Annotated in this window: 24 protein-coding genes and 1 pseudogene; 12 read left to right on the top strand and 13 right to left on the bottom strand. The window is 69.4% G+C overall.

The window, feature by feature from the left end; genetic code table 11:
* Nucleotides 1–262 precede the first annotated feature (262 nt).
* Both ESO89_RS02325 and ESO89_RS02320 read left to right on the top strand, forming a co-directional pair.
* A complete protein-coding gene (locus ESO89_RS02325) occupies nt 263–748 on the top strand; it encodes a TRAM domain-containing protein (protein ID WP_128904064.1) in 486 nt (161 codons plus the stop codon).
* 139 nt (nt 749–887) lie between these two features.
* Nucleotides 888–1391: a Tfx family DNA-binding protein gene (locus ESO89_RS02320; protein ID WP_128904063.1), complete on the top strand. Its 504-nt coding sequence runs from the start codon at nt 888–890 to the stop codon at nt 1389–1391.
* Nucleotides 1392–1423: 32 nt separating this feature from the next.
* Here the strand turns inward: ESO89_RS02320 and ESO89_RS02315 are convergent, their stop codons facing one another.
* Nucleotides 1424–2512, bottom strand: coding sequence for a succinylglutamate desuccinylase/aspartoacylase family protein (locus ESO89_RS02315; RefSeq protein ID WP_128904062.1), 1089 nt, complete (start codon nt 2510–2512; stop codon nt 1424–1426).
* Nucleotides 2513–2604: 92 nt separating this feature from the next.
* On the opposite strand from ESO89_RS02315, the gene ESO89_RS02310 reads away from it, so the two are divergent.
* Together ESO89_RS02310 and ESO89_RS02305 are read left to right on the top strand one after the other, a co-directional pair.
* Nucleotides 2605–3432 carry an MBL fold metallo-hydrolase gene (locus ESO89_RS02310; protein ID WP_128904105.1) on the top strand — a complete coding sequence of 276 codons (828 nt, stop codon included), beginning with the start codon at nt 2605–2607 and terminating at the stop codon, nt 3430–3432.
* A 53-nt stretch (nt 3433–3485) separates the two neighbouring features.
* Nucleotides 3486–4574: a molybdopterin-dependent oxidoreductase gene (locus tag ESO89_RS02305; RefSeq protein ID WP_128904061.1), complete on the top strand. Its 1089-nt coding sequence runs from the start codon at nt 3486–3488 to the stop codon at nt 4572–4574.
* A gap of 3 nt (nt 4575–4577) precedes the next feature.
* On the opposite strand, the gene ESO89_RS02300 is transcribed toward ESO89_RS02305, so the two are convergent.
* The 3 genes from ESO89_RS02300 to ESO89_RS02290 form a co-directional block, all read right to left on the bottom strand.
* Nucleotides 4578–4970 (bottom strand): PIN domain-containing protein, encoded by a 393-nt coding sequence (locus ESO89_RS02300; protein ID WP_128904060.1) that lies wholly within the window; start codon nt 4968–4970, stop codon nt 4578–4580.
* A complete protein-coding gene (locus ESO89_RS02295) occupies nt 4967–5179 on the bottom strand; it encodes a DUF7557 family protein (protein ID WP_128904059.1) in 213 nt (70 codons plus the stop codon). Before ESO89_RS02295 ends, ESO89_RS02300 begins: the two co-directional genes overlap by 4 nt.
* A gap of 96 nt (nt 5180–5275) precedes the next feature.
* Nucleotides 5276–7786 (bottom strand): DEAD/DEAH box helicase, encoded by a 2511-nt coding sequence (locus ESO89_RS02290; RefSeq protein ID WP_128904058.1) that lies wholly within the window; start codon nt 7784–7786, stop codon nt 5276–5278.
* A gap of 328 nt (nt 7787–8114) precedes the next feature.
* On the opposite strand from ESO89_RS02290, the gene ESO89_RS02285 reads away from it, so the two are divergent.
* Complete coding sequence (locus ESO89_RS02285; protein ID WP_128904057.1) at nt 8115–8564, top strand: DUF5807 family protein; 450 nt, start codon at nt 8115–8117, stop codon at nt 8562–8564.
* A gap of 27 nt (nt 8565–8591) precedes the next feature.
* On the opposite strand, the gene ESO89_RS02280 is transcribed toward ESO89_RS02285, so the two are convergent.
* The 3 genes from ESO89_RS02280 to ESO89_RS02270 all read right to left on the bottom strand — a co-directional run bounded on the left by ESO89_RS02280 (nt 8592) and on the right by ESO89_RS02270 (nt 13382).
* Nucleotides 8592–10265 carry a long-chain fatty acid--CoA ligase gene (locus tag ESO89_RS02280; RefSeq protein ID WP_128904056.1) on the bottom strand — a complete coding sequence of 558 codons (1674 nt, stop codon included), beginning with the start codon at nt 10263–10265 and terminating at the stop codon, nt 8592–8594.
* Between the two features lie 455 nt (nt 10266–10720).
* Nucleotides 10721–12019 (bottom strand): homoserine O-acetyltransferase MetX, encoded by a 1299-nt coding sequence (metX, locus tag ESO89_RS02275; protein WP_128904055.1) that lies wholly within the window; start codon nt 12017–12019, stop codon nt 10721–10723.
* A 4-nt stretch (nt 12020–12023) separates the two neighbouring features.
* Nucleotides 12024–13382, bottom strand: coding sequence for an O-acetylhomoserine aminocarboxypropyltransferase/cysteine synthase family protein (locus ESO89_RS02270; protein WP_128904054.1), 1359 nt, complete (start codon nt 13380–13382; stop codon nt 12024–12026).
* A 164-nt stretch (nt 13383–13546) separates the two neighbouring features.
* Here ESO89_RS02270 and ESO89_RS02265 point away from each other — a divergent pair, with 164 nt between their 5' ends.
* The gene (locus tag ESO89_RS02265) at nt 13547–14968 is read left to right on the top strand and encodes a single-stranded-DNA-specific exonuclease RecJ (RefSeq protein WP_128904053.1); all 1422 of its coding nucleotides are present in this window, start codon (nt 13547–13549) and stop codon (nt 14966–14968) included.
* A gap of 42 nt (nt 14969–15010) precedes the next feature.
* Here ESO89_RS02265 and ESO89_RS02260 read toward each other — a convergent pair whose 3' ends face one another.
* The 4 genes and pseudogenes from ESO89_RS02260 to ESO89_RS02250 form a co-directional block, all read right to left on the bottom strand.
* Complete coding sequence (locus ESO89_RS02260) at nt 15011–15301, bottom strand: hypothetical protein (protein ID WP_128904052.1); 291 nt, start codon at nt 15299–15301, stop codon at nt 15011–15013.
* 62 nt (nt 15302–15363) lie between these two features.
* Entirely contained in the window at nt 15364–16893 is a 1530-nt protein-coding gene (locus tag ESO89_RS02255; protein WP_128904051.1) for a molybdopterin-dependent oxidoreductase, read from the bottom strand.
* A gap of 3 nt (nt 16894–16896) precedes the next feature.
* A pseudogene (locus tag ESO89_RS19465) lies at nt 16897–16995 on the bottom strand (spondin domain-containing protein); the annotation flags it as partial.
* A 255-nt stretch (nt 16996–17250) separates the two neighbouring features.
* On the bottom strand, nt 17251–17814 hold the full coding sequence (locus ESO89_RS02250; RefSeq protein WP_128904050.1) for a response regulator transcription factor: 564 nt from the start codon (nt 17812–17814) through the stop codon (nt 17251–17253).
* 144 nt (nt 17815–17958) lie between these two features.
* On the opposite strand from ESO89_RS02250, the gene ESO89_RS02245 reads away from it, so the two are divergent.
* Nucleotides 17959–18687, top strand: coding sequence for an RAD55 family ATPase (locus ESO89_RS02245; RefSeq protein WP_128904049.1), 729 nt, complete (start codon nt 17959–17961; stop codon nt 18685–18687).
* 69 nt (nt 18688–18756) lie between these two features.
* Here the strand turns inward: ESO89_RS02245 and ESO89_RS02240 are convergent, their stop codons facing one another.
* Nucleotides 18757–19095: a helix-turn-helix domain-containing protein gene (locus ESO89_RS02240; RefSeq protein ID WP_128904048.1), complete on the bottom strand. Its 339-nt coding sequence runs from the start codon at nt 19093–19095 to the stop codon at nt 18757–18759.
* Between the two features lie 185 nt (nt 19096–19280).
* Between ESO89_RS02240 and ESO89_RS02235 the strand changes: the two genes are divergently transcribed.
* From ESO89_RS02235 to ESO89_RS02220, 4 genes are all read left to right on the top strand, one after another.
* Nucleotides 19281–19619, top strand: coding sequence for a hypothetical protein (locus ESO89_RS02235; RefSeq protein WP_128904047.1), 339 nt, complete (start codon nt 19281–19283; stop codon nt 19617–19619).
* A 565-nt stretch (nt 19620–20184) separates the two neighbouring features.
* Nucleotides 20185–20772, top strand: a complete 588-nt coding sequence (locus tag ESO89_RS02230) for an archaellin/type IV pilin N-terminal domain-containing protein (RefSeq protein WP_128904046.1) — start codon at nt 20185–20187, stop codon at nt 20770–20772.
* Between the two features lie 2 nt (nt 20773–20774).
* The gene (locus tag ESO89_RS02225; protein WP_128904045.1) at nt 20775–21458 is read left to right on the top strand and encodes an archaellin/type IV pilin N-terminal domain-containing protein; all 684 of its coding nucleotides are present in this window, start codon (nt 20775–20777) and stop codon (nt 21456–21458) included.
* A gap of 86 nt (nt 21459–21544) precedes the next feature.
* Nucleotides 21545–22243, top strand: a complete 699-nt coding sequence (locus ESO89_RS02220; RefSeq protein ID WP_128904044.1) for a DUF7500 family protein — start codon at nt 21545–21547, stop codon at nt 22241–22243.
* 12 nt (nt 22244–22255) lie between these two features.
* On the opposite strand, the gene ESO89_RS02215 is transcribed toward ESO89_RS02220, so the two are convergent.
* The gene (locus ESO89_RS02215; RefSeq protein ID WP_128904043.1) at nt 22256–22705 is read right to left on the bottom strand and encodes a zinc ribbon domain-containing protein; all 450 of its coding nucleotides are present in this window, start codon (nt 22703–22705) and stop codon (nt 22256–22258) included.
* A gap of 349 nt (nt 22706–23054) precedes the next feature.
* On the opposite strand from ESO89_RS02215, the gene ESO89_RS02210 reads away from it, so the two are divergent.
* Nucleotides 23055–24449, top strand: coding sequence for a CARDB domain-containing protein (locus ESO89_RS02210; protein WP_128904042.1), 1395 nt, complete (start codon nt 23055–23057; stop codon nt 24447–24449).
* The last annotated feature ends 7 nt before the right edge of the window (nt 24450–24456 follow it).

Here is a 24456-nt window from a genome sequence, read left to right as displayed (position 1 = left end):
GCCGCCAACTCCGTGACTCTCGTCCCATCTTCCCGTCTCAGTTCGTCAGCCGCGGCGTTAGAACTTGTGGGTAAGAGACAAGACTGAACTCGTGGGCATCCGCCTCGTATTTATGTGAGACCGGCCCGGTCCGCGTCCCGCGGCCCCCCGCTCGTCGGCCGTATCGAAGCAGCCGCCGCTCACCCGGATGAATCGCCGATACTCCGGCTTTTCGCTCGGCCAGTCGAAAACGTTTACAACGGCGGCCGGTCTCCCCTACGGTATGGCGGACTGTCCACTCGCCGACGACTGCCCCAGTTTCGACGAACGAATCGAGGGGATGGGGTGTCAACACTACGGCAACAAGGGCGGCGCGGAGTGGTGTAACCACTACGACATGCCCATCTACGAACTGAAACAGCAGCCGGTCCAGCCCGGCGAGGAGGTCGTCGTCGAGGTCGACGACATCCACGAGAGCGGCGCCGGCGTGGGGCGCACCGACGACGGGTTCATCGTCCTCGTCGACGGCCTGCTCCCCCCGGCGCGCGCCGAGGTCCGAATTCACCGGGTAAAATCGAGCCACGCGACCGCACAGGAGGTCGTCGAGCGCCTCCCCGACGATCCGGAGGCGGACGAGGAAGACGACGCCGACGGGGAGGTTCCCGACGACGACGCGGAGGAGGCGGACGGGGACGACGAGGGCGACCGGCGCCGCGACCGCCCCGACCGCGAGCGGCTCGGCAGCCGCGAGAACTTCTGGGGCAAGTAGATCGCGTCCCGGGGACGGCCCCACCCCACGGACAGTCCGGACGCTACCGATCCGCCGCCGCTCCCGACCTCGTTTTCTCCTCGTTCCGCCAACCCGCCGAAACCGCCGTTTTTTGAGCGCGCGTCCCCTGACGACGCGTATGGTCGCAGACGACGGGGCTCCGGAGTCCGATCCCGGTCCCGACCCCGACGACATCGACGCCGCGGCGCTGTTGGAGCGCGCGGGGTTCGACGCGGACGAGAGCGTCCTCACCCGCCGGCAGGCCGAGGTGCTTGCCCTCCGCGAGCGGGGGCTCCGCCAGTCCGACATCGCGGACCGGCTCGGTACCTCGCGCGCGAACGTCTCCAGCGTCGAGGCCAGCGCCCGCGACAACGTGGCGAGCGCCCGCGAGACGGTCGCGTTCGCGGAGGCGCTCGCCGCCCCGGTCCGCGTCGAGATCGAGGCGGGGACCGACCTCTACGACGCGCCGAAGCGCGTGTACGACGCCTGCGACGAGGCGGGCGTGAAGGTGAACCAGACCGCCCCCGATCTGATGAAGACGATCGGCGACCGCGCGGGCGACGCGGTCCGCGGACGCGAGGTGCGTGACCAGCTGTTCGTCACCGTCGACGCGAACGGACAGATCCGAGTGCGGCAGCCCTGAGCGGGCGTCGAAACCTGTACCGCCGTATCACGTCACTCCTCCAGCCGCTCGGCCACGCCCACGAGCGTCCCGCCCGCCGTCACGGTCGCCTCGCGAGCGATCGAGTAGACGATCCCGTCGCGGTCGGCCGCGGCGGTCTGGAGCGGCTCGAACGTCGCGGGGTCGTGAACGACGCCGAGCCGGTCGCCCGCCTCGACCTCGTCGCCGACCGACAGGCCGCGCTCCGGAGCGAACAGCCCGGACTCCGCGGCCTCGACGCGCCCGAGGTGGTTTCGCGCGACCGTGCCGTCCCACGGGGCCGGCTCGCTGGGCAAGAGGCCCTCGTGGCGGAGCACGCCGAGCATCCCCCTGACCCCCGTGTCGACCGCCTCGGGGACGACCTCGCGGCTGTGCGCGAGTTCGGGGGTGACCGTCGGAATCCCCTCGCGGGTGGCGGCGACGCGGAGCTTGCCCGCGAAGCCGCGCTCGGTCCACTCCGTGTTCGCCTCGTCATCAGAACTCGTCGAGTGCTGATTGGCTCGCAAACCTCCCGATTTGCGATCGTCGCCCGCGGCCTCCGCGAGCAGGAGGTCGGTGCCGAACGCCTCCGCGAGCCCCCGGCAGGCCGCGTCGTCGCGCATGTACACCGCGTGGGTGAGCATCGCCGGCGAGCCGGTGTGGAGGTCGACGACCGCGTCCGCCGCGCTCGCGAACCGCCACAGCCGGGCCGCCATCCGCTCGTGGAGGGTCCCGTCGGCGTCGCCGGGCCAGCAGCGGTTCATGTTCGAGTGGAGCGCGTCGAGCGACTCCGGCGTGGTGTAGGAGACGCGGTCGAACGTGAGCGGGTCGGCGACCGGGACGGTGACGAGCGTCCCGTCGAGGGCGAGAGCGTCGGCGTCGGCCGCGTCGCCGCCCGCCCCCGTCAGCCGCTCGTGGAGTCGGCGGAGGACGGCCGTCCCGTTCACCTCCCGGCCGTGCTGGGCCGCCTGCGCGTAGACGACCGGGCCGCCGTCGGCGGGAACGTCGAGTTCGGGACCGTCCGGGCCGTCGACGAGGTCCCCCTCGCCGTAGGCGTGGACGGTCGTTCGGACCGGGACCCCAGAGGGGAGTCGCGCGAGGACGAGGTCGCGAGCGCCGTGCATACCGGACCGTCGCGCCTGACGGGCTTATAAATCGGGGCGAGAGAGGGTCGATCACGGACGCTAAGTCGGTGCGCCGCCGACCCCGATCCGAGATGCGGGTCACCCTCCTCGGCACCGGCGACACGACCGGAACGCCGACGGTCGGCTGCGACTGCGACACCTGCGCCGCGGCGCGCGAGCGCGGCGTGTCGCGCTCGCGGTTCTCGGTCCACGTCGCCAACGAGCGCACCGGCGAGTCGCTGCTCGTCGACTTCAGCCCCGACTTCCGGAGCCAGTTCCTCGACCGCGACGTGTCGCTGCCCGACGCCGGACTCGTGACGCACATCCACTTCGACCACCTCGACGGGCTCGGCAACGTCTACCGGCTGGTCGACGGGCTTCCGGTCCACGCGCCGAACGAAACCGACCCCGCCACCGACGAGAGCGTCGCGGAGACGATCCGCGCGAAGTACGACTACCTGGAGGACCGGATCGGTGTCCACGCCCGCGACCCGTTCGAGCCCTTCGAGACGTGCGGGTTCGAGGTCCGGTTCGTCCCCGTCGACCACCCGCCGCTCCTGTGTTACGGCGTCGTGATCGAAGACCCCGAGACGGGCGGGAGGCTCGCGCTCACGGGCGACACGAGCTACGACATCCCGGAGCGGTCCCGTGAGGCCCTGTCCGGCGCCGACCTCCTGCTCGCCGACGCCATCGTCCCCGCGTCGCTCTGCGAACACCACCCGATCGGCGGCCGCCACGAGGGACCGGACGGCGTCCCGCGCACGTTCGGCACGAAGCACATGACCCGAGAGGGCGCGATCGCGCTCGCCGACGAGCTGGACGCCGACCGTACCCGCCTCGTCCACCTCGCGCACTACTACCCACCCGACGAGGCGTTCGAAGAGCCGCTCGCGGTCGACGGGGAAGTCTACGAGCTGTAGCGCGAGAGAACCGGCTGTAGCCTTTTGTCTCGGTAGCACGTACCGCGGTCGAGATGGGCGTGCGATCCCGGGTCGGCGACGCGCTCGACCGGCTTGAGCCGCCGCCGCGAGCGGTCGACTGGTCGCTGTTCGCGTTCGTCGTCGCCGAGGCCGTGACGGGGCTCGTCTCGTTCACGGTGGGCGTCCCCGAGGGATGGCCGCTGTTCTGGCTCCACCGCGCGTTCGGCGTCGGGATCGTCGCGCTGCTCGCGTGGAAGCTCGCTCGGGTCCGGCGCCGGCTCACCGATCCCGGCCTCTGGCAACGGTCGACCGCGCTGTCCGTCCTGACGTTCGTCGCCGCGCTCGGCGCGCTCGCGACCGGAACCGCGTGGGTGTTCGGGCTCGACGTTCGGCTCTCCTCTTGGACGCTCCTCTCGGTCCACGTCGGCTTCGGGCTGGTCCTGCTCCCGCTCGTGGCCGCGCACGCGACGACCCGGTTCCGGCTCCCGCGCCGGGTCGACTTCGAGCGCCGCCGGACCGCGCTCCGGTACACCGCCCTGCTGGCCGCGGGGGCGGCGACGTACCGACTTCAGCAGGGCGTCAACGACGCGCTCGACACCGCCGGCTCCGACCGGCGGTTCACCGGGTCACAGCCGCGCGAGGGCGAGGGCAACGCGGCCTTCCCGATCACCTCGTGGGTCGCCGACGACCCCGACCCGATCGACCGCGACGACTACCGGCTGCGCGTCGAGGGGCTCGTCGCCGAGCCGATCGAGCTCGACGCCGACGAACTCGCCACCGGCCACGAGACGGAGGCCCTCCTCGACTGCACCAGCGGCTGGTACACGGTTCAGGAGTGGGGAGGAATCCGCGTCGGCGACCTGCTCGATGCGGCCGGCAAACTCGACGACGACGCCGCATACGTGCGGTTCACGTCAGTCACTGGCTACCGCTGGAGCCTCCCGATCGAGGAGGCCGAGGACGCCCTGCTCGCCACCCGCGTCGGCGGCGAGCGACTGAGCCACGGCCACGGCGCGCCCGCTCGGCTGGTCGCGCCCGACCGGCGGGGGTTCCAGTGGGTGAAGTGGGTGACGCGCGTGGAGGTCCGGTCGGAGTACGACGTGGGCCAGTGGGTCGTGACGCTGGTGAGCGGGTTCGAGTAGTCCTCAGACGAGGTCGAGATCGAGAACGGCACGCAGCCCGTCGACATCGAAGTCGGCGTCGGACACGACGAGTCGCTCGTTTAGGACGACAGCGGTTCCCGCGATGAATGCGTCACGGGCCGCAAGCGGGTCACCTCGGTCGCGGAGCGCGTCCTGAAGCACCGCCGCCTCACGGGCGACCGCAGCCGACGTGTCGACCACCTGTATCCAGTCGAGAGCGTCGTCGACCGCGTCGAGATTCGTTGATCCCGACCGGAACACCTCGCCTTGGTACACCTCGAACAGCGCGAGCGGCGGTGCGTTCGCCGGCTCGTCGGCGTGTTCGCGGACGTACTCGACGGCCGCATCTCGTCCAGCGAGATAATCGATGAGAACGCTGCTGTCGTACACCGTCACCGCGAGTCGACCCCGCGTTTCATCTCTCGGCGTTTCTCTCGTGCACGCTCGGGCGCGTCGGTCCCCGACCAAAGGCCGGCCCCGGCCCGGATATCCTCACGGCGCTCGCGGATCAGCCGCGTCAGTAGGTCGTCGAAGGTCTCGTCATCGCTCTTCAGCGACGCGAGTGCAGCGTGCGTGTCCTCGTCGACGCGGATACTCTTGCTCATGTGAGTTCGTATACTACCCAGTATACAATACTGTTTCGCCGAGCAGACTCTCGGAGTACGCTTTTCGTGGCGAGCGGTTCTGCCGTCCCGTCGCAGCTACTCGTACTCGCTCCCGACGACCTCGCGGATGCGCTCCGCGGTCACCGGGCCGACGCCGTCGACCTCCAGTAAGTCGTCCTCGGGTGCGGTCATCACGGCCTCGACGGTGCCGAAGTGTTCGAGGAGGGTGCGCGCGGTGACCGGGCCGATGTCGGCGATGGCGGAGACGACGTACTCCTGCTGTTCCGCGCGGGTCTTCGTCGTCTTCTCGCCGTGGACGCTCACCTCGCGGTCGCGCGTCTCCTGCTCGCGCTTGGCGATGGTCGCGAGCAGTTCGGTGGAGTCAGCCTCGTCCTCGGTGCGGAGGACGCTCACGTCGAAGTCGACCGCGAGCGACGCGAGCGCGCCGCGGATCGCGTTGGGTTCGATGTCGCGCTGGCCGTAGAGGTTCGTCCCCTCGACGACCATCACGGGCCGGGCGTACGCCCGCGAGAGCTCGCCGACCTGCTCGAACATCGACCGGTCGGCGTCGAGCATCGAGTCGACGAAGTCGGCGGCCGACTTGCGCTCGACCGCGACCCGGTCGGAGAGCACGTAGTCGCCGACCGCGAGCGTCTCCAGCCGGGTGACGAGCCCGTCGCGCGTCGAGAGGTCCTTCGCGATCGATGAGTCGAGCTCGCGCTGGTCGACGACGACCTCGACGCCCTCGTCGACGCCGGCGGTGGCGACGACCCCGTCGTCGTCGCTGTCGGCGTCGCCGTCCCGGTCGGCGTCGCTCGCTTCGGCCTCGTCGCCGTCCCCGTCAGCGTCGTCGCCCTCTCCCTCGGCGTCCCCGCCCTCGCGCGCCTCCTCGGCGAAGTCGGTGAGGCCGGCGTCGGCGTCCTCGCTGTCGTCGCTGCCGGTATCCCCGGCGTCGGCGCCGTCGTCGGCCGCGCTACCGCCGGCTTCCGGCTCGGTGTCGCCGTCGCCGTCGGATTCTCCGGCGAACGCGTTGAGTCCCGCTTGGCCGTCGTCCCCGACGGTCTCCTCGATGTCGTCGGTGGCCTCCTTCAGCTCGGCGAGCTGGCTGGCCATCTTCTTCTCGCGGCGCCGCGAGATCCAGAAGAACGCCTCGTCGCGGGTGTCTTCGGCCATCAGGACGACGACCTTCCCCTCGGCCTGCCGGCCGGTCCGGCCCTTGCGCTGGATCGACCGGATCGCGGTCGGGACCGGCTCGTAGAAGCAGACCAGATCGACCTCGGGCACGTCGAGTCCCTCCTCGGCGACCGACGTGGAGACGAGCACCTCGAACTCGCCGGACTTGAACTCGTCGAGCGTCTCCTGCTGCTGTGTCTGGCTCATCCCGTCGGAGCCCTCCTTGTCGCCCTGCCCGACGAACTTCCGCACGTCGAAGCTCGCGGAGAGGAACTCCACGAGCGCCTCGGCGGTGTCGCGGGACTCGGTGAACAGGATCGCGCGCTCGCCCTCGTTGATCCCGAGCGTCTCCGCGAGCAGGATGCGGGCCTTCGAGAACTTCGGATGGAGCCCGTCGAACGCCTCGACCTTCCGCATCGATTCCCGCACTTTGGGGTCCGCGACCATGCGCTGGCTCGCCTTCGACGCGCCCGACGAGCGGGCGGCCTCGCGCTGGCGCTCGAAGTAGCGACGGACGGACTCGACCGACTGCGTCTCGACCAGCTCGGTCGCGCGGCGGAGCTTCATCACCTCCGCGTGGGTGGACATCCCCTTGTACCCGTCCGACTGGTCGTTGTCCATCATCTTCTTCAGCTTCCCCCGCATCTCGTTGAGGTCCTTCTGCGAGAGGTCGGGGTTCGTCGTGTTCGTCACGCCGAGCGACTTGAGCTTCTCCAACCGGTCGGTGATCACCTCGTTGAGCGCGTCGCGGATCTCGAGGACCTCGTCCGGGAGCGTGACCTGCTCCCACTGCACGTCGGTGTCGTGGGTGTACTCGTCGACGTCGGCGTCCGCCTCGGTCATCACCTCGACGTTCACGAGCCCGAGGTTCTCACAGACCGTCTCGATCTCCTCGGTGTCGCCGCCGGGCGAGGCGGACATCCCGGTGACGAGCGGGTCGGCCGCGTCGGCGTGGTAGCGCTCGGCGATGTAGACGTACGCGTAGTCGCCGGTGGCGCGGTGACACTCGTCGAAGGTGCAGTGGGTCACGTCGCGCAGCGAGATCCGGTTACCGACGAGGTCGTTCTCGACGACCTGCGGTGTCGCGATCACGATCCGGGCGTCCTCCCAGAGCGCGGCCCGGTCGTCGGGCTTCACGTCGCCGGTGAACACGACGATCTCGTCGTCCGGAATCTCCAGCGCCTCGCGGTAGAAGTCGGCGTGCTGCTGGACGAGGGGTTTCGTGGGGGCCAAGAAGAGCGCCTTACCGCCCGCCTCGTGGAGGCGCTCGGCCGTGACAAGCAGGCTGACCGTCGTCTTGCCGAGGCCGGTCGGGAGACAGACGAGGGTGTGTTCGTCGGCGGCCGCGTCCGCCAGCTGGAGCTGGTAGCGGCGCCGCTGGAGGAAGTCGTCGACGAGCAGGTGTCGGTCGATCCCGGCGGCCTCGGTCGCCATCGGCGGGGCTTCGCCGCCGTCGGCCTAAAGCCTTCGCGAAGCGGGGTGAAAGTTAACGGTCGTCGGATCGCTCCTCTCGGAGCTCCTCCGGCACGTCCTCGTCGACCAGCTCCGCCCACTCGGCGAGCCGGTCTCCGGTTCGGGTCTGTGCGCTCATCACGCGACGGATCTCCGTGGTGCGTATTAACAGTTCCCCCGATTCCACACGAGCTGGCATCGGTTCGGCCGTTCGCCTCCTCGCACGTCCGATCGTGGGCGGAGCCGACTCGCGCGCCAGTCGCCGGAGCCGACTCGCACGCCTTTTACCGCTCACGCGCCTCGGACCGGCATGAGCAACCTCGACGAGTTCCTCGCGGGCGAGCGGCTCGACGACGTGGTCTTCTACGTGAGCGATGCGTACCTCGACGACGACTCCCGGCTCCGAAGCGTCGGCACCGAGACGGACGGCGGCGTCCGGCTGATCCTCGACGGCGAGACCGGTCGGTCCGCGTTCCAGGCCGGCACGGGGATGGGCGCGATGGAGTTCGCGAAGACGGCGATGGGCGCCGAAGGGGAGATCGCTCGCTCGCTCGACGACGGGGCGTGTCCGTTCGCGGACGACGCGGACGCAGACCCCGACGACGACCACGAGATCCGGTTCGTCTTCGCCTTTGCGGAGGCGCAAAACGAGGAGGTCGGCGGCCTCTACGCCGAGGGCGACGTGGTCCACGCGTACGCCCACTGCACCTGCGGCGAGAGCTACTCGCACAAGTGGGTCATCGGCGATCGCGACGACTGAGCCTCTGGAAGCGCCCGTAGCTCGTGCTCACTCCGAGCCCGGGGCGTCTTCCTCCGGCACCGACCCCTCGACGAGCGACTGGTCGGCGTACCGCTCCCGGAGGTCCTTCTTCGAGAACTTCCCGGTCGCGGTCTTCGGCACCTCGTCGATGAACTCCACCGCGTCCGGCACCCACCACTTCGGATACTCTTCGCGGAGTCCCGCTCGGATCACCTCGACCAGCGCCTCCCGGTCGACGCCCTCTCCCGCGACGACGAACGCGACCGGGCGCTCCTGCCAGCGCTCGTGCGGGACGCCGATCACGGTCGCCTCGCTGACGCCGTCGTACGCCATGATCGCGTTCTCCAGCTCGACGCTGGAGATCCACTCGCCGCCCGACTTGATCACGTCCTTCGTCCGGTCGACGAGCTGGATGTAGCCGTCCTCGTCGACGGTGACCACGTCGCCGGTCTTCAGCCAGCCGTCCGCGAACCCATCCTCGCTGGCCTCCGGGCGCGCGAAGTACTCCTGAGTCACCCACGGGCCGCGGATCCGGAGTTCGCCGAACGCCTCCCCGTCCCACGGAATCTCCTCGCCGTTCTCGTCGATCACCTCGAACTCCAGTCCGGGGGCGACGAGTCCCTGCTTCGACCGCTTGTCGACCTGCCTCTCGTAGTCGGCGTCCCGCAGGTCCGAGGTGAGGTGCGAGACGGTGCCGATCGGCGACAGCTCGGTCATCCCCCACGCGTGGAGCACCTCGACGCCGCGGTCGTCGTACCACTCGATCAGCGCCCGCGGCGCGGCCGCGCCGCCGACGATCACGGTGTCGAGCGTCGAGAGGTCCACGTCGTTCCCCTCGGCGATGTACTCGCGGAGCCCGAGCCACACCGTCGGCACGCCCGCGGAGATCGTCACGCCCTCCTCCTCGATCAGGGCCGCGAGGTCGGCCGGGTCGGGCGACGGGCCGGGATAGACGTGTTTCGCGCCCGCCGCGGTCGCGGTGAACGGCATCCCCCACGCGTTGACGTGGAACATGGGGACGACCGGCATGACCACGTCGGAGTCCTCCATCGGGATGCCCTGCGGCGTCTGCGAGGCCATCGTGTGGCTCCACAGCATCGACTGGGTGTACTCGACGCCCTTCGGTTTCCCCGTCGTGCCGGAGGTGTAACAGAGGCCGGCCGGTTGGTCGCCGTCGAGGTCGGGCCAGTCGTAGTCGGTCGACCGGTCCGCGACGAACTCCTCGTAGGGCGTCGCGTCGAGCGCGTCGATCTCGGACGAGCCCATCACGACGAAGTCGACGCCGTCGAACTCCGGAGCCCCGTTCGCGGCGCCCTCGTCGCCCCCAGCGGCCGAGGCGAGTTTGGGGGCCAGCGACGGGTCGACGAAGATTATCTCGTCGTCGGCGTCGTCGACGATGTACCGGATGTGCTCGTCGGGCAGGAGGGGGTTGATCGTGTGGAGCTGCGCGCCGGTGTTCGGGACGCCGAAGTACGTCTCGAAGTGGCGGGCGTGGTTCCAGCAGAACGTCGCGATCCTGTCGCCGCGCTCGATCCCGTGGTCGGCTAAGGCGTTCGCGAGCCGCGCCGTCCGGTCGGCGTACTCGGCGTACGTGTGTCGCGTGCGCCCCTCGTGGGTCCGAGAGACGATCTCCGTGTCCGGGTACAGTCGTTCGGCGCGCCACAGGAACGGTCGGAGCGTCTGAGCGTGTCCACCGGGCATACCTCACACACCACGGAGTCGAGAACTATGAACGTTATCATGGTTGATCGTGATGGTTATAGAGAGTTCGACGACTCACCTGCTCATTCATACACAGTCGAGACGGGACCGACGGTGAAGGCCTCCAAAGCCCCAGCCGCGAGGACTCGCGCGGCTCGCTGCGCGCTTCAGTCGCTCACTCCGTTCGCTCCTTCCAGTGCTTGCGTCGCCGTGCTTCGCCCTCGTGACTGCCCCTTTAAGTCCCACCCGACCGCACAGCCCCGCACCTCACGCCTCCCCAGCCTCGTCGGGGGTCCTTCGCTCCGCTCCGGACCCCCGACTCCCTCGCACGCGCTCTCGCCGGCGGCTTTGCCGCCGGCTGTCAGAGAGACCTTCGGTCTCTCCCTACTCGCGCTCTTCGAGCGCTCAGAGGCGCGCGCCGACCGCACATCGGCTGTCGGTTAGAACGTCGTCACCTACCCCCGGAAGAGGCTCGCGTGGACCGGCGCGTGGTCGGGTTCGGGGCGCGCGGAGTCGTCGCGCTCGCCGCCGCCGTCGGAGACGGCGCGGCCGGCGGTGCCCTCGGCGAGGAAGTCGCGGAGGGGCGGACCGACGTGCTCGGGCTCGACGAGGAACGCGTCGTGGCCGTGGTCGGAGTCGATCACGTGGTGCGCGACCGGGGCGTCGCCGGCGCGGAACGCGTCGGCGAGCGACGACGACTGCTCGACGGTGAAGTGCCAGTCGGCGGTGAAGCTCAACAAGAGCGCCTCGCCCTCGAAGGCGCCGAGCGCGTCGGCGTCGGTGCCGTGGCCCGCGGAGAGGTCGTACTCGTCCATCGCACGCGTGAGATAGAGGTAGCTGTTGGCGTCGAACCGGTCGCTGAACCCCTCCGCCTGATAGTCGAGGTACGACTCCACCTCGCGGTACGGGAAGAACGCCGCCGTCGGCTCCGGCGGGAGCCCCAGATCACCCTCCTCGCGGGTCAGCGAGTCGCGGCCCGCCGATCGGCGGCCGAACTTCCGCTCCATCGACGCCTTCGAGAGGTACATGATGTGGCCGATCTGGCGGGCCAAGGCGAGCCCCTCGTCCGGCGAGGGGCGGCCCTCGCCGTAGTAGTCGCCCCCGTTCCAATTCGGGTCCGCGCGGATCGCCCGCCGAGCGACCGCGTCGAGCGCGAGACACTGCGCGTCGAGGCGCCCGGCGGTCGCGATGGCGACCACCCGGTCCACGTCGTCCGGGTAGCGCTTCGCCCACTCCAAGGCGTTCATGCCGCCGACGCTCCCGCCCACGACGGCGCGGAGGCGACCCACGCCGAGGTGGTCGAGCAGGCGGCGCTGTGAGCGCGCCCAGTCCTCGACCTGCACCGGCGGGTAGGCGGTCCCCCACCGGTCGTGGTCGGGCTCGTCGGGGAGGTCGAGGTCGGCGGGGCGCTCGCTCGCCGGCCCGGTCGTGCCGTAACAGGAGCCGGGGACGTTCGCGCAGACGACGTAGTACTCGGTGGTGTCGATCGCCTTCCCCGGGCCGACGATGTCGTCCCACCACGCGCGGGCCTGCCCGGCCTGCCCGGCACCGCGGGTCTCCTCGTCGCGCTCCGGCGCGGGCGACCGGGCGACGTTCTGGCTGCCGGTGAGCGCGTGACACACCAAGACGACGTTGTCGCCGTCGAACTCGCCGTGGGTCTCGTAGGCGACCTCTAGGTCCGGGACCGACTGGCCGCACTCGAAGGTGAACTCCCCGAGCGCGGCGACGCCGTGGCCGGTCGGAACGGTGCTCACGGCGTCACACCTCCGGGTCGTCCGCGGATCGCTCCAACGCGTCCGCGGATCGCTCGGCCGAGCCGTCCGCGGCCCGCTCCCCCGCAGCGCGCTCGCCGGCGGCGAGCCCCTGATCGAGGTCGGTAATTACGTCGTCGGGGTCCTCGATCCCGACGGAGAGCCGGAGCATCTCCGGGTAGACGCCGGCGAGCCGCTGTTGCGTTTCGTCCATCTGCGCGTGCGTGGTCGAGGCCGGGTGGATGACGAGGGTCTTCGCGTCGCCGATGTTCGCGAGGAAGCTCGTCAGGTCGACGGCCTCGCAGAACGTCTTGGCGGCCTCGTAGCCGCCGTCGACGCCGAACGTGACCATCCCGCCGTAGCCGTCGAGGTACTCGGCCGCGTTGTCGTGGCTCTCGTGGTCCTCGAAGCCGGGGTACGCCACCCAGTCGACCCGGTCGTCGTCGCGGAGGTACTCGGCGACGGCCCGGGCGTTCTCGCAGTGTCGCTCCATCCGGAGCGGGAGCGTGTTGAGCCCCTGGATCGTCTGCCACGCGTCGAAGGGCGACTGCTGTCCGCCGGTCGGTCGGACCCCGCGTTGGCGGGCGACGTTGGCGAAGGCGGCGTCGCCGAACTGCTCGACGAAGTCGATCGGAAACGCGGGCGACTCGCCGTCGAGTTCGTCGTAGTCGGCGTCGGGATGGTCCCACGGGAACTGCCCGCCGTCGACGACGACACCGCCGACGGTGGTGCCGTTGCCCGTGATCCACTTCGTCGTCGACTCCCAGACGATGTCGGCGCCGTGCTCGAACGGCCGACAGAGGTAGGGGGTCGCGAACGTGTTGTCGACCACGAGCGGGACCGCGTGCTCGTGAGCGATCTCGGCGAGCCGCTCGAAGTCGGGCGTGACGAGCGAAGGGTTCGCGACCGTCTCGACGTGGACGAACGCGGTGTCGTCGTCGATCGCGTCGGCGTACGCCTCGTCGTCGAGCGTGTCGACGAGCCGCGCCTCGACGCCGCGGCGGCTCGCGATGCTCGTGAGGTACGCGGCCGTGCCGCCGTACATCTCGGAGCTGGCGACGACGTTGTCGCCCGCGCTCGCGAGCACGGTGGCGATCGCGTCGAGCGCGGCCATCCCCGAACCGGTCGCGACCGCGTCGGAACCGCCCGACAGGTCGGCGAGCCGGTCTTCGAGAACGCTCACAGTCGGATTGGAGAGCCGGGAGTAGATGTGGCCCTCCGCCCGGAGGGCGTACATCTCCGCCGCCGTGTCCGCGTCGTCGAAGACGAAGGAAGTCGTCTGGTGGATCGGGGTCGCGCGCGACCCGGTCGCCGGGTCGGCCTCGGCGCCGGCGTGGAGACTCCGGGTGTTGAACCCACGTGTCATGTGTGTAGTGCATATATCCACAAACGTCTATAACCGTCAGTTACGGCAAGTGATGCCCCTGCCTGTGTCGGAGCGGCGACGGCAAGGCTCTGGTGCGGGCGCGACCTCCACCGTCGACCGGCCGAAGCGTGAATTTATCCCCGATCGAGAGCCAACGTTCGGTAATGGCAGTCGCCGATCCTCCCGTGCCGAAACTCACTGCGCGCGCGAACGCCTGCGCCGACCGGGTCCGCGCCGCGGACCGCGTGCTGCTCGCGTCCCACATCGACGCCGACGGGCTCACCAGCGGCGCGATCGCCTCGACGGCGCTCGCGCGGGCCGGGATCGACCACGAGGTCGTCTTCGAGAAGCAGCTCGACGCCGAGTCGATCGCCGGCATCGCCGCGCGCGAGTTCGACGTCGTCCTCTTTACTGACTTCGGGTCCGGCCAGCTCGACGTGATCGCCGACCACGAGGACCGCGGCGACTTCGTCCCCGTGATCGCCGACCACCACCAGCCGGCCGACCGCGAGACGGAGTTCCACCTCAATCCGCTTCTCGAAGGGATAAACGGCGCGAGCGAGCTGTCCGGGGCGGGCGCGAGCTACGTGCTCGCCCGCGCGCTGGAGGGGCCGGACGGCGACAACCGCGACCTCGCCGCGCTGGCGGTGATCGGCGCGGTCGGCGACATGCAGGACTCGGACGGCGGACTCGTCGGCGCCAACGAGGCGGTCGTCGCCGACGGCGTCGACGCCGGCGTCATCGAGACGCGGACGGATCTGGACCTGTACGGCAGGCAGACGCGCCCGCTCCCGAAGCTACTGGAGTACGCCTCCGACGTGAAGATCCCGGGGATCTCGAACGACGAGGCGGGCGCGATCGCTTTCCTCACCGACCTCGACATCGAGGTGAAACGCGACGGGGAGTGGCGGCGCTGGGTCGACCTCGACGGCGAGGAACGGCAGATTCTCGCGTCCGGACTGATGCGCCGCGCCGTCGCCTCCGGCGTTCCCGCGGACCGGATCGAAGCGCTCATCGGCACCTCCTACACCCTCGTCGACGAGGAGCCGGGCACGGAGCTGCGGGACGTGAGCGAGTTCTCCACCCTCCTCAACGCCACCGCCCGGTACGAGCGGGCCGACGTGGGGCTCGCGGTGTGTCTCGGCGACCGCGGCGACGCGCTCGCCGAGGCGCGCCGACTCCTCCGAAACCACCGGAAGAACCTCTCAGAGGGGCTCCAGTGGATAAAAAACGAGGGCGTCACGGACGAGGAGCACCTCCAGTGGTTCGACGCCGGTTCGCGAATTCGCGAGACGATCGTCGGCATCGTCGCGGGAATGGCGATCGGGTCGCCGGCCCTCGACGGCTCGAAGCCCGTGATCGCGTTCGCCGAGGAGAGCGCCGAGGAGCTGAAGGTTTCCTCGCGCGGGTCGCACGCGCTGGTCCGGAAGGGACTCGACCTCTCGGCGGTGATGCGGGACGCGAGTCAGGCGGTCGGCGGCGACGGCGGCGGACACGACGTGGCCGCGGGCGCGACCATCCCGATCGACGAGCGCGACGCGTTTCTCGCGGAAGCGGACCGGCTGGTCGGCGAACAGCTCTCGTGAGGGGGTCGCGGCTCCCGGCCCGACCGCGCGATCGGACGCCGATCATTTCAGCGTCGCGTACGTCAGCAGCGACACCGCGAGCAGTTCGAGCACGCGCATCCCGAGCACGACCCGTCCCACGAGCGGGTCCATCGCGTACAGCGTCCGCATACTGCTGAAGAAGAAGGCGATGGAGACGAGGTTCTCGACCAGCAGGACGGCGCTGAACCCCAACAGACCGAGCAGTAGCGTCTCGCGGTAGTTGCGGAGCCAGACCGCGGCCAGCACCGCCAACAGCGCCCTGTTGACGCCGGTGAGCAGGATCCCGAACGCGATGGGAGTGGCGGGGGTCATAAAAATCGTTTCGGCGCGAACAACGCGGTCCGGGAAGCCACCGGGAGACGGCGGTCGACACGTCACCCGACCGTCCGCCGGACCCACCCGGCCGAGCCGGTCGGCGACGGGTCGGTGGATTCTCGGATCTGGCGGGTCCCTTCGCCGTCGACCGCGCGGACGACGACCTCGTGTGTCCCGTCGGGATCGAAGACGTGGCGCCACTGGTGCCAAACGTCCGCGTCGGGGAGGGAGTCGGAGAGGGCGGCGTCGGTCCACGAGTCGCCGCCGTCGGTCGACACCTCGACCCGCTCGATCCCGCGCGTTCCGGCGTACGCGTGGCCGGCGAGTTCGATCCGGCCGTCGCCGCGCTCCGTGATCCCCTCGTCCCAGAGCTTGGCGACCGTCTTCACCTCGCCGGTCCCTTCCCAGCCGCGCTCCTCCCAGTAGCCGTCCTCCTCGACGTTCAGCAGCTCGATCTCCGAGAGCCACTTCACGTTCGTCTCGCCCCAGTGGCCCGGGATCAGCACCCGCACCGGGTGGCCGTGGCTGGGGGGCAATTCCGTCCCGTTCATCCCCCACGCGAGGAAGCCCTCGGCGAGCACGTCGACCGGGAACTGGACGTAGTACCCGTCCTCGCCGCGGAGCATCGCGCAGTTGCAGTCGCCCTGCGGGTCGACCGACTCGAGCAGCGGACGGATCGGCGTCCCCGTCCAGACGGCGTTGTCCAGCTTCCGACCGTTCAGGTCCTCGCCGACGCACCGCAGCGTCACCGCGCGGTGCTCGACGGGACGGTCGATCAGCTCGTCGAAGTCGACGGTCCGGTCCCCATCGGTCTCGCCGGTGAACGTCAGCGACCACTCGGTCGCGGCGACCCGCGGGTCGAACTCCGCGATGTCGACGTTGTAGAACTCGCCGATCGGGCTCACCATCCCGTGGAGGTCGTCGCTCTCGACCGCCAGCGAGGCCGCTTCGAGCTCGCCGAGCCGCGCGGCGGCGCCCTCGGACCGCGGAGCGTCGGCGAGCGCCTCGTCGTCGGCCCCGATCGACCGCCGACCGACGACCGTCGCGACGACGAACCCGAGCGCCCCGACGACGACGCCTAGGGTCCGACGGCGCACCGCGTCGACGGCACCGGTCGGCCCCTCCGGGACTGGAGCGTCGTCACCGGAGGCCGAATCAGGTGCGGGCGAGGAAGCGGGGAGCCCGCCGATCCCGACGACGACCGCCGCGGAGAGCGCCGCGCCAAGCGCCTGCGTCGAGAGTCCGGTCAGACCCGCAGCGAGCAGCCACGTCCCGGCGCCGGCGGCCGCGGCGCCGACCAGCGGTCGATCCGCGTGCGCTGAGAGTCGAAGCCCCGCCAACGCGATCGCACCGAACAGCCCGACCACGGCCGCGAACGCCATGGCGACGTGGATCAGGTGGCCCGCGTCGCCGACGGTCTCGATCGCGACGGTCACGATCGGGCCCGGCGTCAGGTTGACGATTGCCTGGTCGACGGGCCGGACGACGAACGAGGGGGACCACCCCGTGACGAGGTACGAACCGGCAACCCCCGCTGTTCCGGCCGCGGCCGCGAGGAGCACCTCTCGGTGTTCGGTAACGTAGGTCATGATCTACGTCGGGGTTACAGTCACTTGAACCACGTCCTCGGCGGCCGGGTACTCGTGGCCATCGTCGACGTCGCTCAGCCGGCGCACGGTGCCGCCCTCGTCCGTTGGAACCGGCGCCGCGTGTCGTGTTCCGTCATGTCCCCGACGAGGGCGATAACGAGGATATAGATTTTTCAACTACCGGACAACTTTGGTGCGAGATCGGGACAAGTTCCGTTCAAACTTCGTTCAAGATCCGGGCGGGGTCGGGGAACACTCACGGGCGGAAGCGCATCGACATCGACGAGAAGACGAGCGAATCGACGGGTGAAACGACGGCGGCGAGGCGGGGCAGCGACGAGCCAAGTCGACGACGCGTCAGGCCTCGCCGAGGTCGCGGAACATCGCGCGGTAATCGTCCGACGACAGCGACTCGCCGAGCTCGTCGATGTCGGCGTCGAGGGCTTCGAGCCGCTCGACCAGCTCGGCGTACGCCTCGTTCCCCTCGCGCTGGGCGGCCGGCTTCTGGGCGTTGAGCACCGCCCGCTTGCCCGCCAACGCCGCGGCCTTCTGGATCAGATCGTCGTACTCGCTTCGGGTCAACAGCGTGTCGATCGCCGCCAGCAGCTTCGAGCGGCTGACGGGCTTGGTGAGGTACAGATCGAACCCCATATCGATAATGTCGAAGTCGGGTTCGACCGCGGTGACCATCGCGACGCGGCAGTCGTAGCCGGCCTCGCGAATGTGTTCGAGCACGTCGTCGCCGCTCCCGTCGGGGAGGCGCCGGTCGAGCAACACCACGTCGACCGCGCCGTCGACCCGGTCGATCGCTTCGGCGGCGGTCTCGGCGAGATCCACGTCGTACCGCTCTTCGAGGAAGCCGGCGTACAGCGCGGCGATGTCGGGCTCGTCCTCGACGACGAGGACCGTCTGCTCGCTCACCGCCGATCACCGCCGGGGTCGACGGGGGACGCTTCACCGGGCATACAGGAAGGGGCGGCGTGTCGAGGAATAAACCTGTCGCCGTCCGTGCGGTCGGTCCGTCGGATCGTCTTTTATATACTCCCGTCGCCAATGAAGGGACGAATGTCAGAACTCGTCTCCACCGGGGTCGAGGGACTCGACTCGATCCTCTCCGGCGGTATCACGGAGCGGTCGACGGTCCTCGTCTCCGGGAACCCCGGCACCGGCAAGAGCATTTTCGGGATCCAGTACCTTCACCACGGCGTCACCGAACACGACGAGCGCGGCGTGTACGTCTCCTTCGAGGAGGACGAGGCGGACATCCGCGGCGCCGCGGAGTCGATCGGGTTGGAGGGGTTCGACGACCTCGTTGACCGCGGCGACATCGTCATCCTCGACAAACGCGAGATGCTGCGCGAGACCGACTTCTCGACGGCTGTCGACCGGCTGCTCGACACGATCGAGGACGGTGACTTCGACCGGCTGGTGCTCGACTCGCTGTCGATGTTCCAGCTCTTCTTCGACGCCGAACAGGAGAAGCGGACGTATCTCCTGAAGTTCTCCGATATCCTCAAGGCGAACGGGCTGACCTCGCTGCTCATCAACGAGCAGGGAGCCGTCTTCCCCGACACCGAGGTCGGGCTGGAGAACTTCCTCACTGACGGGAACATCTACTTCATCCAGACGCCGACCGACTCCGGCGTCAACCGGTACGTGTGGGTGGCGAAGATGCGGAAACAGGACATCGACACCGACATCTTCCCGATGGAGATCGGCGAGGGAGGGATCACCGTTCACGAGCGGGCCGGCGGGTTCTCGATGATGGGACGGTCGGACGAGCCCTCGTTCTAACGCTCGGTGGGGCGCAGACCGAAAGAGGGGCGGGGACGACCGCTGTATCGCGGGGCCGAAATCGGGTCGTTACTGTCCGGACGAGAGGTCGCGCCACACGTCGTCGAGCCGGTTCTTCACCGCGGAGCGCTCCTCGACCTCGACGGTAAACCCGTCGCGGAAGTCGACCTCGACGCCGTCGACCTTCCGGCGATACACCTTCACGCGACGGTGCTCGTCCGAGAGCGGGCGGTCGTGGAGCTCCAGCAGATCGGCCTCTTCCAGTTCGTTGATCCGGCGGTAACACGTCGCGATCGGAACGTCGAGCTCGTCGCTGAGGTCCTGCGCGGACTTCGCGTCACCGGTCGCGGTCAGGATGTCCGTGTTGTACTTGTTGCCGAGCACCGTGATCAGATCGTCCCCCACCATTCACGTTATCGATGTTGATTTCTGGGGCTTAAAAGGATACCGGTGATCGATCGGGTGCGAGACGCCGTGCCGGGGCGCCGCCGCACGGTGATGTCGGGCGTTCGGCTTTGCCGGATATTCGCGGGTGTTATCGCCGGTGATAGCCGCCCCCGTAGGTTTATAACCCGACTCCGGTCAGGGTGCGTATGGAGCTCATCGAAGGGCTGTATCTCGTGACGACCACCGTGTTGGCCGGCGCGAGCGCGACGCTGTTCGCGTTCGCGGTCTCGGCGTACCGGTCGTCGGGCCGGACGGCGATGGCGTACTTGGCGGTCGGATTCGGGCTCGTGATCCTCGCCGCCGTGGCGACGCCCGCCGCCGCCTTCCGGACGTCGTTCGCGAACCCGCAGGCGCTGCTGCTCGTCAACACCGGTCTGCTCGCGGCGTCGATGGCGCTGGTCGCCGGAAGCCTCGCCGTCTACGAGCCCGGCACGCAGGAGTTCGTGATCCCCGAGTCGGAGCTGGCGCGGATTCAGGACCGCTGACCCCGCGCTCGGCGGACGCCGGGCGACCGGCGCCGACCCGCCGACCCGCCGATTCGACTCGGGTTGACCCTCCCGAGACCGCGGGCACGCCCTCACCGCCCGCCGACGCGATCGCACTGCCGACGAGATCGCACTGCCGACGAGATCGCACTGCCGACGAGATCGCACTGCCGACGAGATCGCACGCCCAGCGCCGCCCGACACCGTTCCGGTTCCGGCCTCGATTCCGGCGTCGCCGTCGCTCTCGCTCTCGTCCTCACCTTCGCCCCCGCCCCGCGACTCGACGCCGTCGAGCGTCCCGACACTTGTCGGTTCGAGTAGCGTGCTTTGGGATCTCACTCAGTCGATTTTACCCGGTCGGTTCCGCGACGCCCTGATCCAGAATCGATAACGCGATCTCCCGATCGTTGATGTGTTCAGAAACATATTTAGGGAAAGAAACCGAATGATCGCAAGACTGCAGTTCTTTATCAGTCCGTATAATCGGCACGGAGTCTTTAATAGGGAAATCCCGCTCCGTAGCGATAACGCCCGCCGGGCAGGCCGGGGGCCGACGCAACACACAATGTTCGAAACACTACTGGACGAGGAAGAGCGCGGTCAAGTGGGGATCGGGACCCTCATCGTGTTCATCGCGATGGTGCTGGTGGCGGCGATCGCCGCCGGCGTCCTGATCAACACGGCCGGGTTCCTCCAGACGCAGGCGGAGGCAACGGGCGAAGAGAGTACAAGTCAGGTGAGCGATCGGCTGCAGGTCGTGAGTACCTCCGGGAACGTGGTTTCCAGCGGTGGCGATTATGTGGTTGATAACGTCACGTTCGTCATGGCCAAGGCCCCGGGTGCCGGAAACGTCGACCTGAACGAGACGACCGTCCAAGTCATCGGTGAGGGCGGACAGGAAAGTCTGCAACTTAGTGAGCTTGAATCCGAGGTCGAGAGCGTCTTGGACGTTGATAACGCTGTGCTTACTGACAACAGCGATCGCGCTGCTGTGCACTTGAACTTTGACACCGGCCAGTTCAGTGGATACGGGATGCTCAACGCCGGGGAAGACGCGACCGTCACCTTCACGACACCGTCCGGTGCCACGACGACGAAGGAGATTCGCATCCCGACTACGCTTACGGAAGAGCAGGACTCGGTGAGGCTATAACAATGTTCGAAGCAATCACGAACGAGGAGCGCGGTCAGGTGGGAATCGGGACCCTCATCGTGTTCATCGCGATGGTGCTGGTGGCGGCGATCGCCGCCGGCGTCCTGATCAACACGGCCGGGTTCCTCCAGTCACAGGCCGAGGCGACCGGTCAGGAGAGTACCGATCTCGTGTCTGAGCGCATTGATGTGACGAGCACAGTTGGTGTCGTGGAAGATGGCACCTACAGCTACGGTCAGGGCATCGGAGATAACCCGCAGAATCTCACCGAGGTCCGTATCGGTGTCGCCGGTGCGGCCGGCGCTGATCAGATCGACCTGAACAAGACCACTATCCAAGCGGTCGGACCGAACGGACAGGCGACGCTGACGTTCGAAGATGGAACTGGTTATTCCAACGGCATAAGCGACGCCTCCGTGGGGAACTTCGCTGTCCAAGACGCTGATGGTTCCTTCGTCAGCGCTGATGGGGCGGTTCTCAACTCGACCAACTCGTTCACGATCGTACTCAACACCCACAATGAGCCGTTCGGGAACAATAGTGGAAGCAATCCCGCTAACGTGACCCTGTTCGGCGAGAGCGAGTCCTCGTCGCTCGACATCGTCTCGCCGTCCGGCGCGACGACGTCCGTCCAACTCACCGCGCCCGACCTGTTCAGCAGCGAGGGCGAAGCGGTCAAGCTCTAACGAGCCCCGAATAGCCCCCTAACAACTGCCGCGGCGGAACCGGTCCGCCCGGAACACCTATTTTCTCGCGTCACCACGACTACGCCATGAGTGACCACGACACACCGCCGGCCGATCCCGACGAGCTCGACTTCACCGACGACGAGGACGTCGTGGAGATCGGGGAGAGCCGGTACGTCGTCGGGACGAACGGCCGGCCCAACGTCGGCCGGTCACAGCCCGACCGCCGCTCCGCCGACGAGACGGGCTTCACGTCCGCCGACCCGGCGAATCCGTCGGAGCGGCGACCGCCGGACCCGGGCGGAGGTGCCGGCGGTCGACCGCGGGACGGTCAGCCGCAGGGAGGCCGGCCGCAAGGGGGCCACGCGCAGGGCGGCGCCGGCGGTCGGGCGCAGGAGGCTCCCGGACCGGGCGGCCGCCGCGCCCCCGAGGTCGACCGGCAGTCGGTGAGCCGGTGGCTGGCGAACTCCTTCGACGGGGACGGGTTCACCTACGGGATCGACGCCACGCTCCACGTCGACGGCGACACCACGCGCCAGCGGATGGTCTCGAACGACGTGACGGCGACGTTCGACTCGCTCGTGACGTGGTTCGCGTCGAACGCCGGACCGAGCTCGCCCACGCCGGAGGCGCTCGGGCTCCTGCTCCTCGCGTCCGAGACGACCGTCGACGTCCCGCCGGTGGCGATCAAGCGCTTCGCCGCGAGCCAGGGGCTCACGGCGAGCGACAGCATCGGCGATCTCGTCCGCGCCGCGGAGGCGGCCGACGGCTTCCGGATCGAGTGACCGGACCGAGCGTCACAGCGCGAGGAGCAGCGCGGCGCCGAGCAGCGCGAACGCCGCGTACAGCCCGACCATCACCTCGCGTTTCAGCGGGCTCCCGAGCGGCTCGGCGGTCAGCCGCCGGATCGGCGGCAGGATCGCGATCCCGCCGAGGATCAGGGGGAAGGCCCCCGGACGCGGGACGAACGTGAGCGCGACGACGATCGTCCCGTACCCGAGGACGTAACATCCGCGGCGCCAGAGCTGCTCGCGGTCGGTGAGGTTCTCCGTCGGGACGAAGCCCGACCCGCCGTCGTCGTCGTCGGCGGCGGCGCCGCCCTCGGACTCGGCCGCGACCTGCTGGGCCTGTCGCTGCACGTACTCGTCGAGCTCATCCGCGGCGTCCTCCGTCTGCGGGGCGCCGCACTCGACGCAGTAGCGGGCCTCGTCGTCGAGCGACGAGTCGCACCGGGGACAGGTCTTCATCGTAGTGTGTAGGGCAGACGGTCCGGTTTAATTCTTCGGAAGACCGCCACCCGCGTGCCCGATCGCCGGCACTCCGGGCGTCCCCGCCCTCCGGTCCGGATCGGTTATCAGCCGTAATATTCGAAGGCGTACGTTTTAATCCGTCACGCCCGCACGTCGACGCAGATGGACCTGCTGCAGCGGAATCGGCCTCGCGCGACGAGCGGCGACGACGGGTCCGACCCGTCCGCCCGGCCGGCGTCTCTCCGGATCGAACGCCCGGCGTCTCCGACCGCGGCCGCGCCCCGCCGAGCGACGGGCGCCGCGCGCTTCGTTACCGGACGGGACGCCCGCGCTCGCTCGCGTGATCATGTCTGAGCGCGTCGGCGGAGCGCCGCTCCTCCTGTTGCTGGTCGTGCTGTGCGTCCTCATGTCGGGAACCGTCGCGGGGGCGGGCCACGGGATCGACCGCGTCGACGGGACGGCGTCTCCCCACGGGGCGGGCGCGGACGGCCTCCGCGCGACCGACGACGCGGACCGGAACCTCAGCTCGGGGGCGACGTTCTGGCAGGGACAGACGGTCGCGTTCGACGATCCGAACGAGACCGTCGAGGCCGATCGGTTGCATCTCCGGGAGTACGACGACGAGGCGGACGAACCGGGGGCGCTCGTCCGCGAGTTCGAGGTCGACGGCCCGGTGCGGATCGACACGGCGTCGCTTCAGGGCACGTACGTCCTCGTCCCGGCGGGGGAGCGGACGAGCGCGGTCGCGGTCGACAACGGGACGATCACCGGGACCACCGAGGCGGAGGCGGCCGCCCCGTTCGAGGTGCTCGTGCAGACGCTCGACGTGGGCTTGGTGGGGAGCGGCGCCGGCAACGGGACCGTCGAGACGGATCTCGAACTGGAGCTGACGTCGAACCGCGCCCGGTACAACGTGAACGTCACCGCCCCGGGCCTGACGTTCGACGAGCTCGAGTCGGCGTTCATCCGCGACCGCCTGCTCAGGGACCGGAACGCGCCGCACGCCGACCGACCCCCGATCGATCGCCGCGGCGACGGCTACGGGATGTACGCCGCCGACGACGTGATCGTCCTGCGCGGGTTCGCCGACGGGCGGCTCCGGTCGGACTTCGGCGAGGCCGAGTCGATCCCCCGCGCCGTCACCGTCGAGGTGTCCGACACGGGCGTCACGGACACCGCGGAGATCTCGGCGAGCGGCATCGAGACCGGTCCGTTCGAGATAACCGAGGTCGCCGCGCCGGGCTCGGTCGAGCCGGGCGCGACGGTGACGCTCTCCGCCACGGTCCGGAACCGGTGGAGCACGACGAGCGAGCGGGACGTGACGTTCCGGCTCGGCGACGGGGGACAGACCGCGATCGAACCGTCCCTCCCCGCCGGCGCGTCGACCACCGTCTCCACGACCCTCTCGGCGCCGAGCGAGCCCGGGGAGTACGAGTTCACCGTCGACACCGACGGCGACTCGGCCAACGGGACGGTCACGGTGACTGACCCGAACGGCTCCGACGGGGAATCGGACGGCGGCAGCGACGGCGACGACGGTGACGACGCCGGTAGCGACGAGGACGACGGGGGAGCGGACGACGGCAGCGACGGCGACGACGGTAGCGACGGCGGTGACGAGGACGACGGCGGTAGCGACGGCGACGGCCCCATCGCGATCGACATCAACCTCCGGCTGGGCGCGGGGGCGCTGCTCACCCTCCTGTCCGGGGCCGGGGTCGTCGCGTGGCGTCGTCGCTGAGGTCGTC

Origin of the sequence: Halorubrum amylolyticum, from assembly GCF_004114995.1 — an archaeon.
Classification (GTDB): domain Archaea; phylum Halobacteriota; class Halobacteria; order Halobacteriales; family Haloferacaceae; genus Halorubrum; species Halorubrum amylolyticum.
This window is presented reverse-complemented; position numbering and strand designations above follow the sequence as displayed.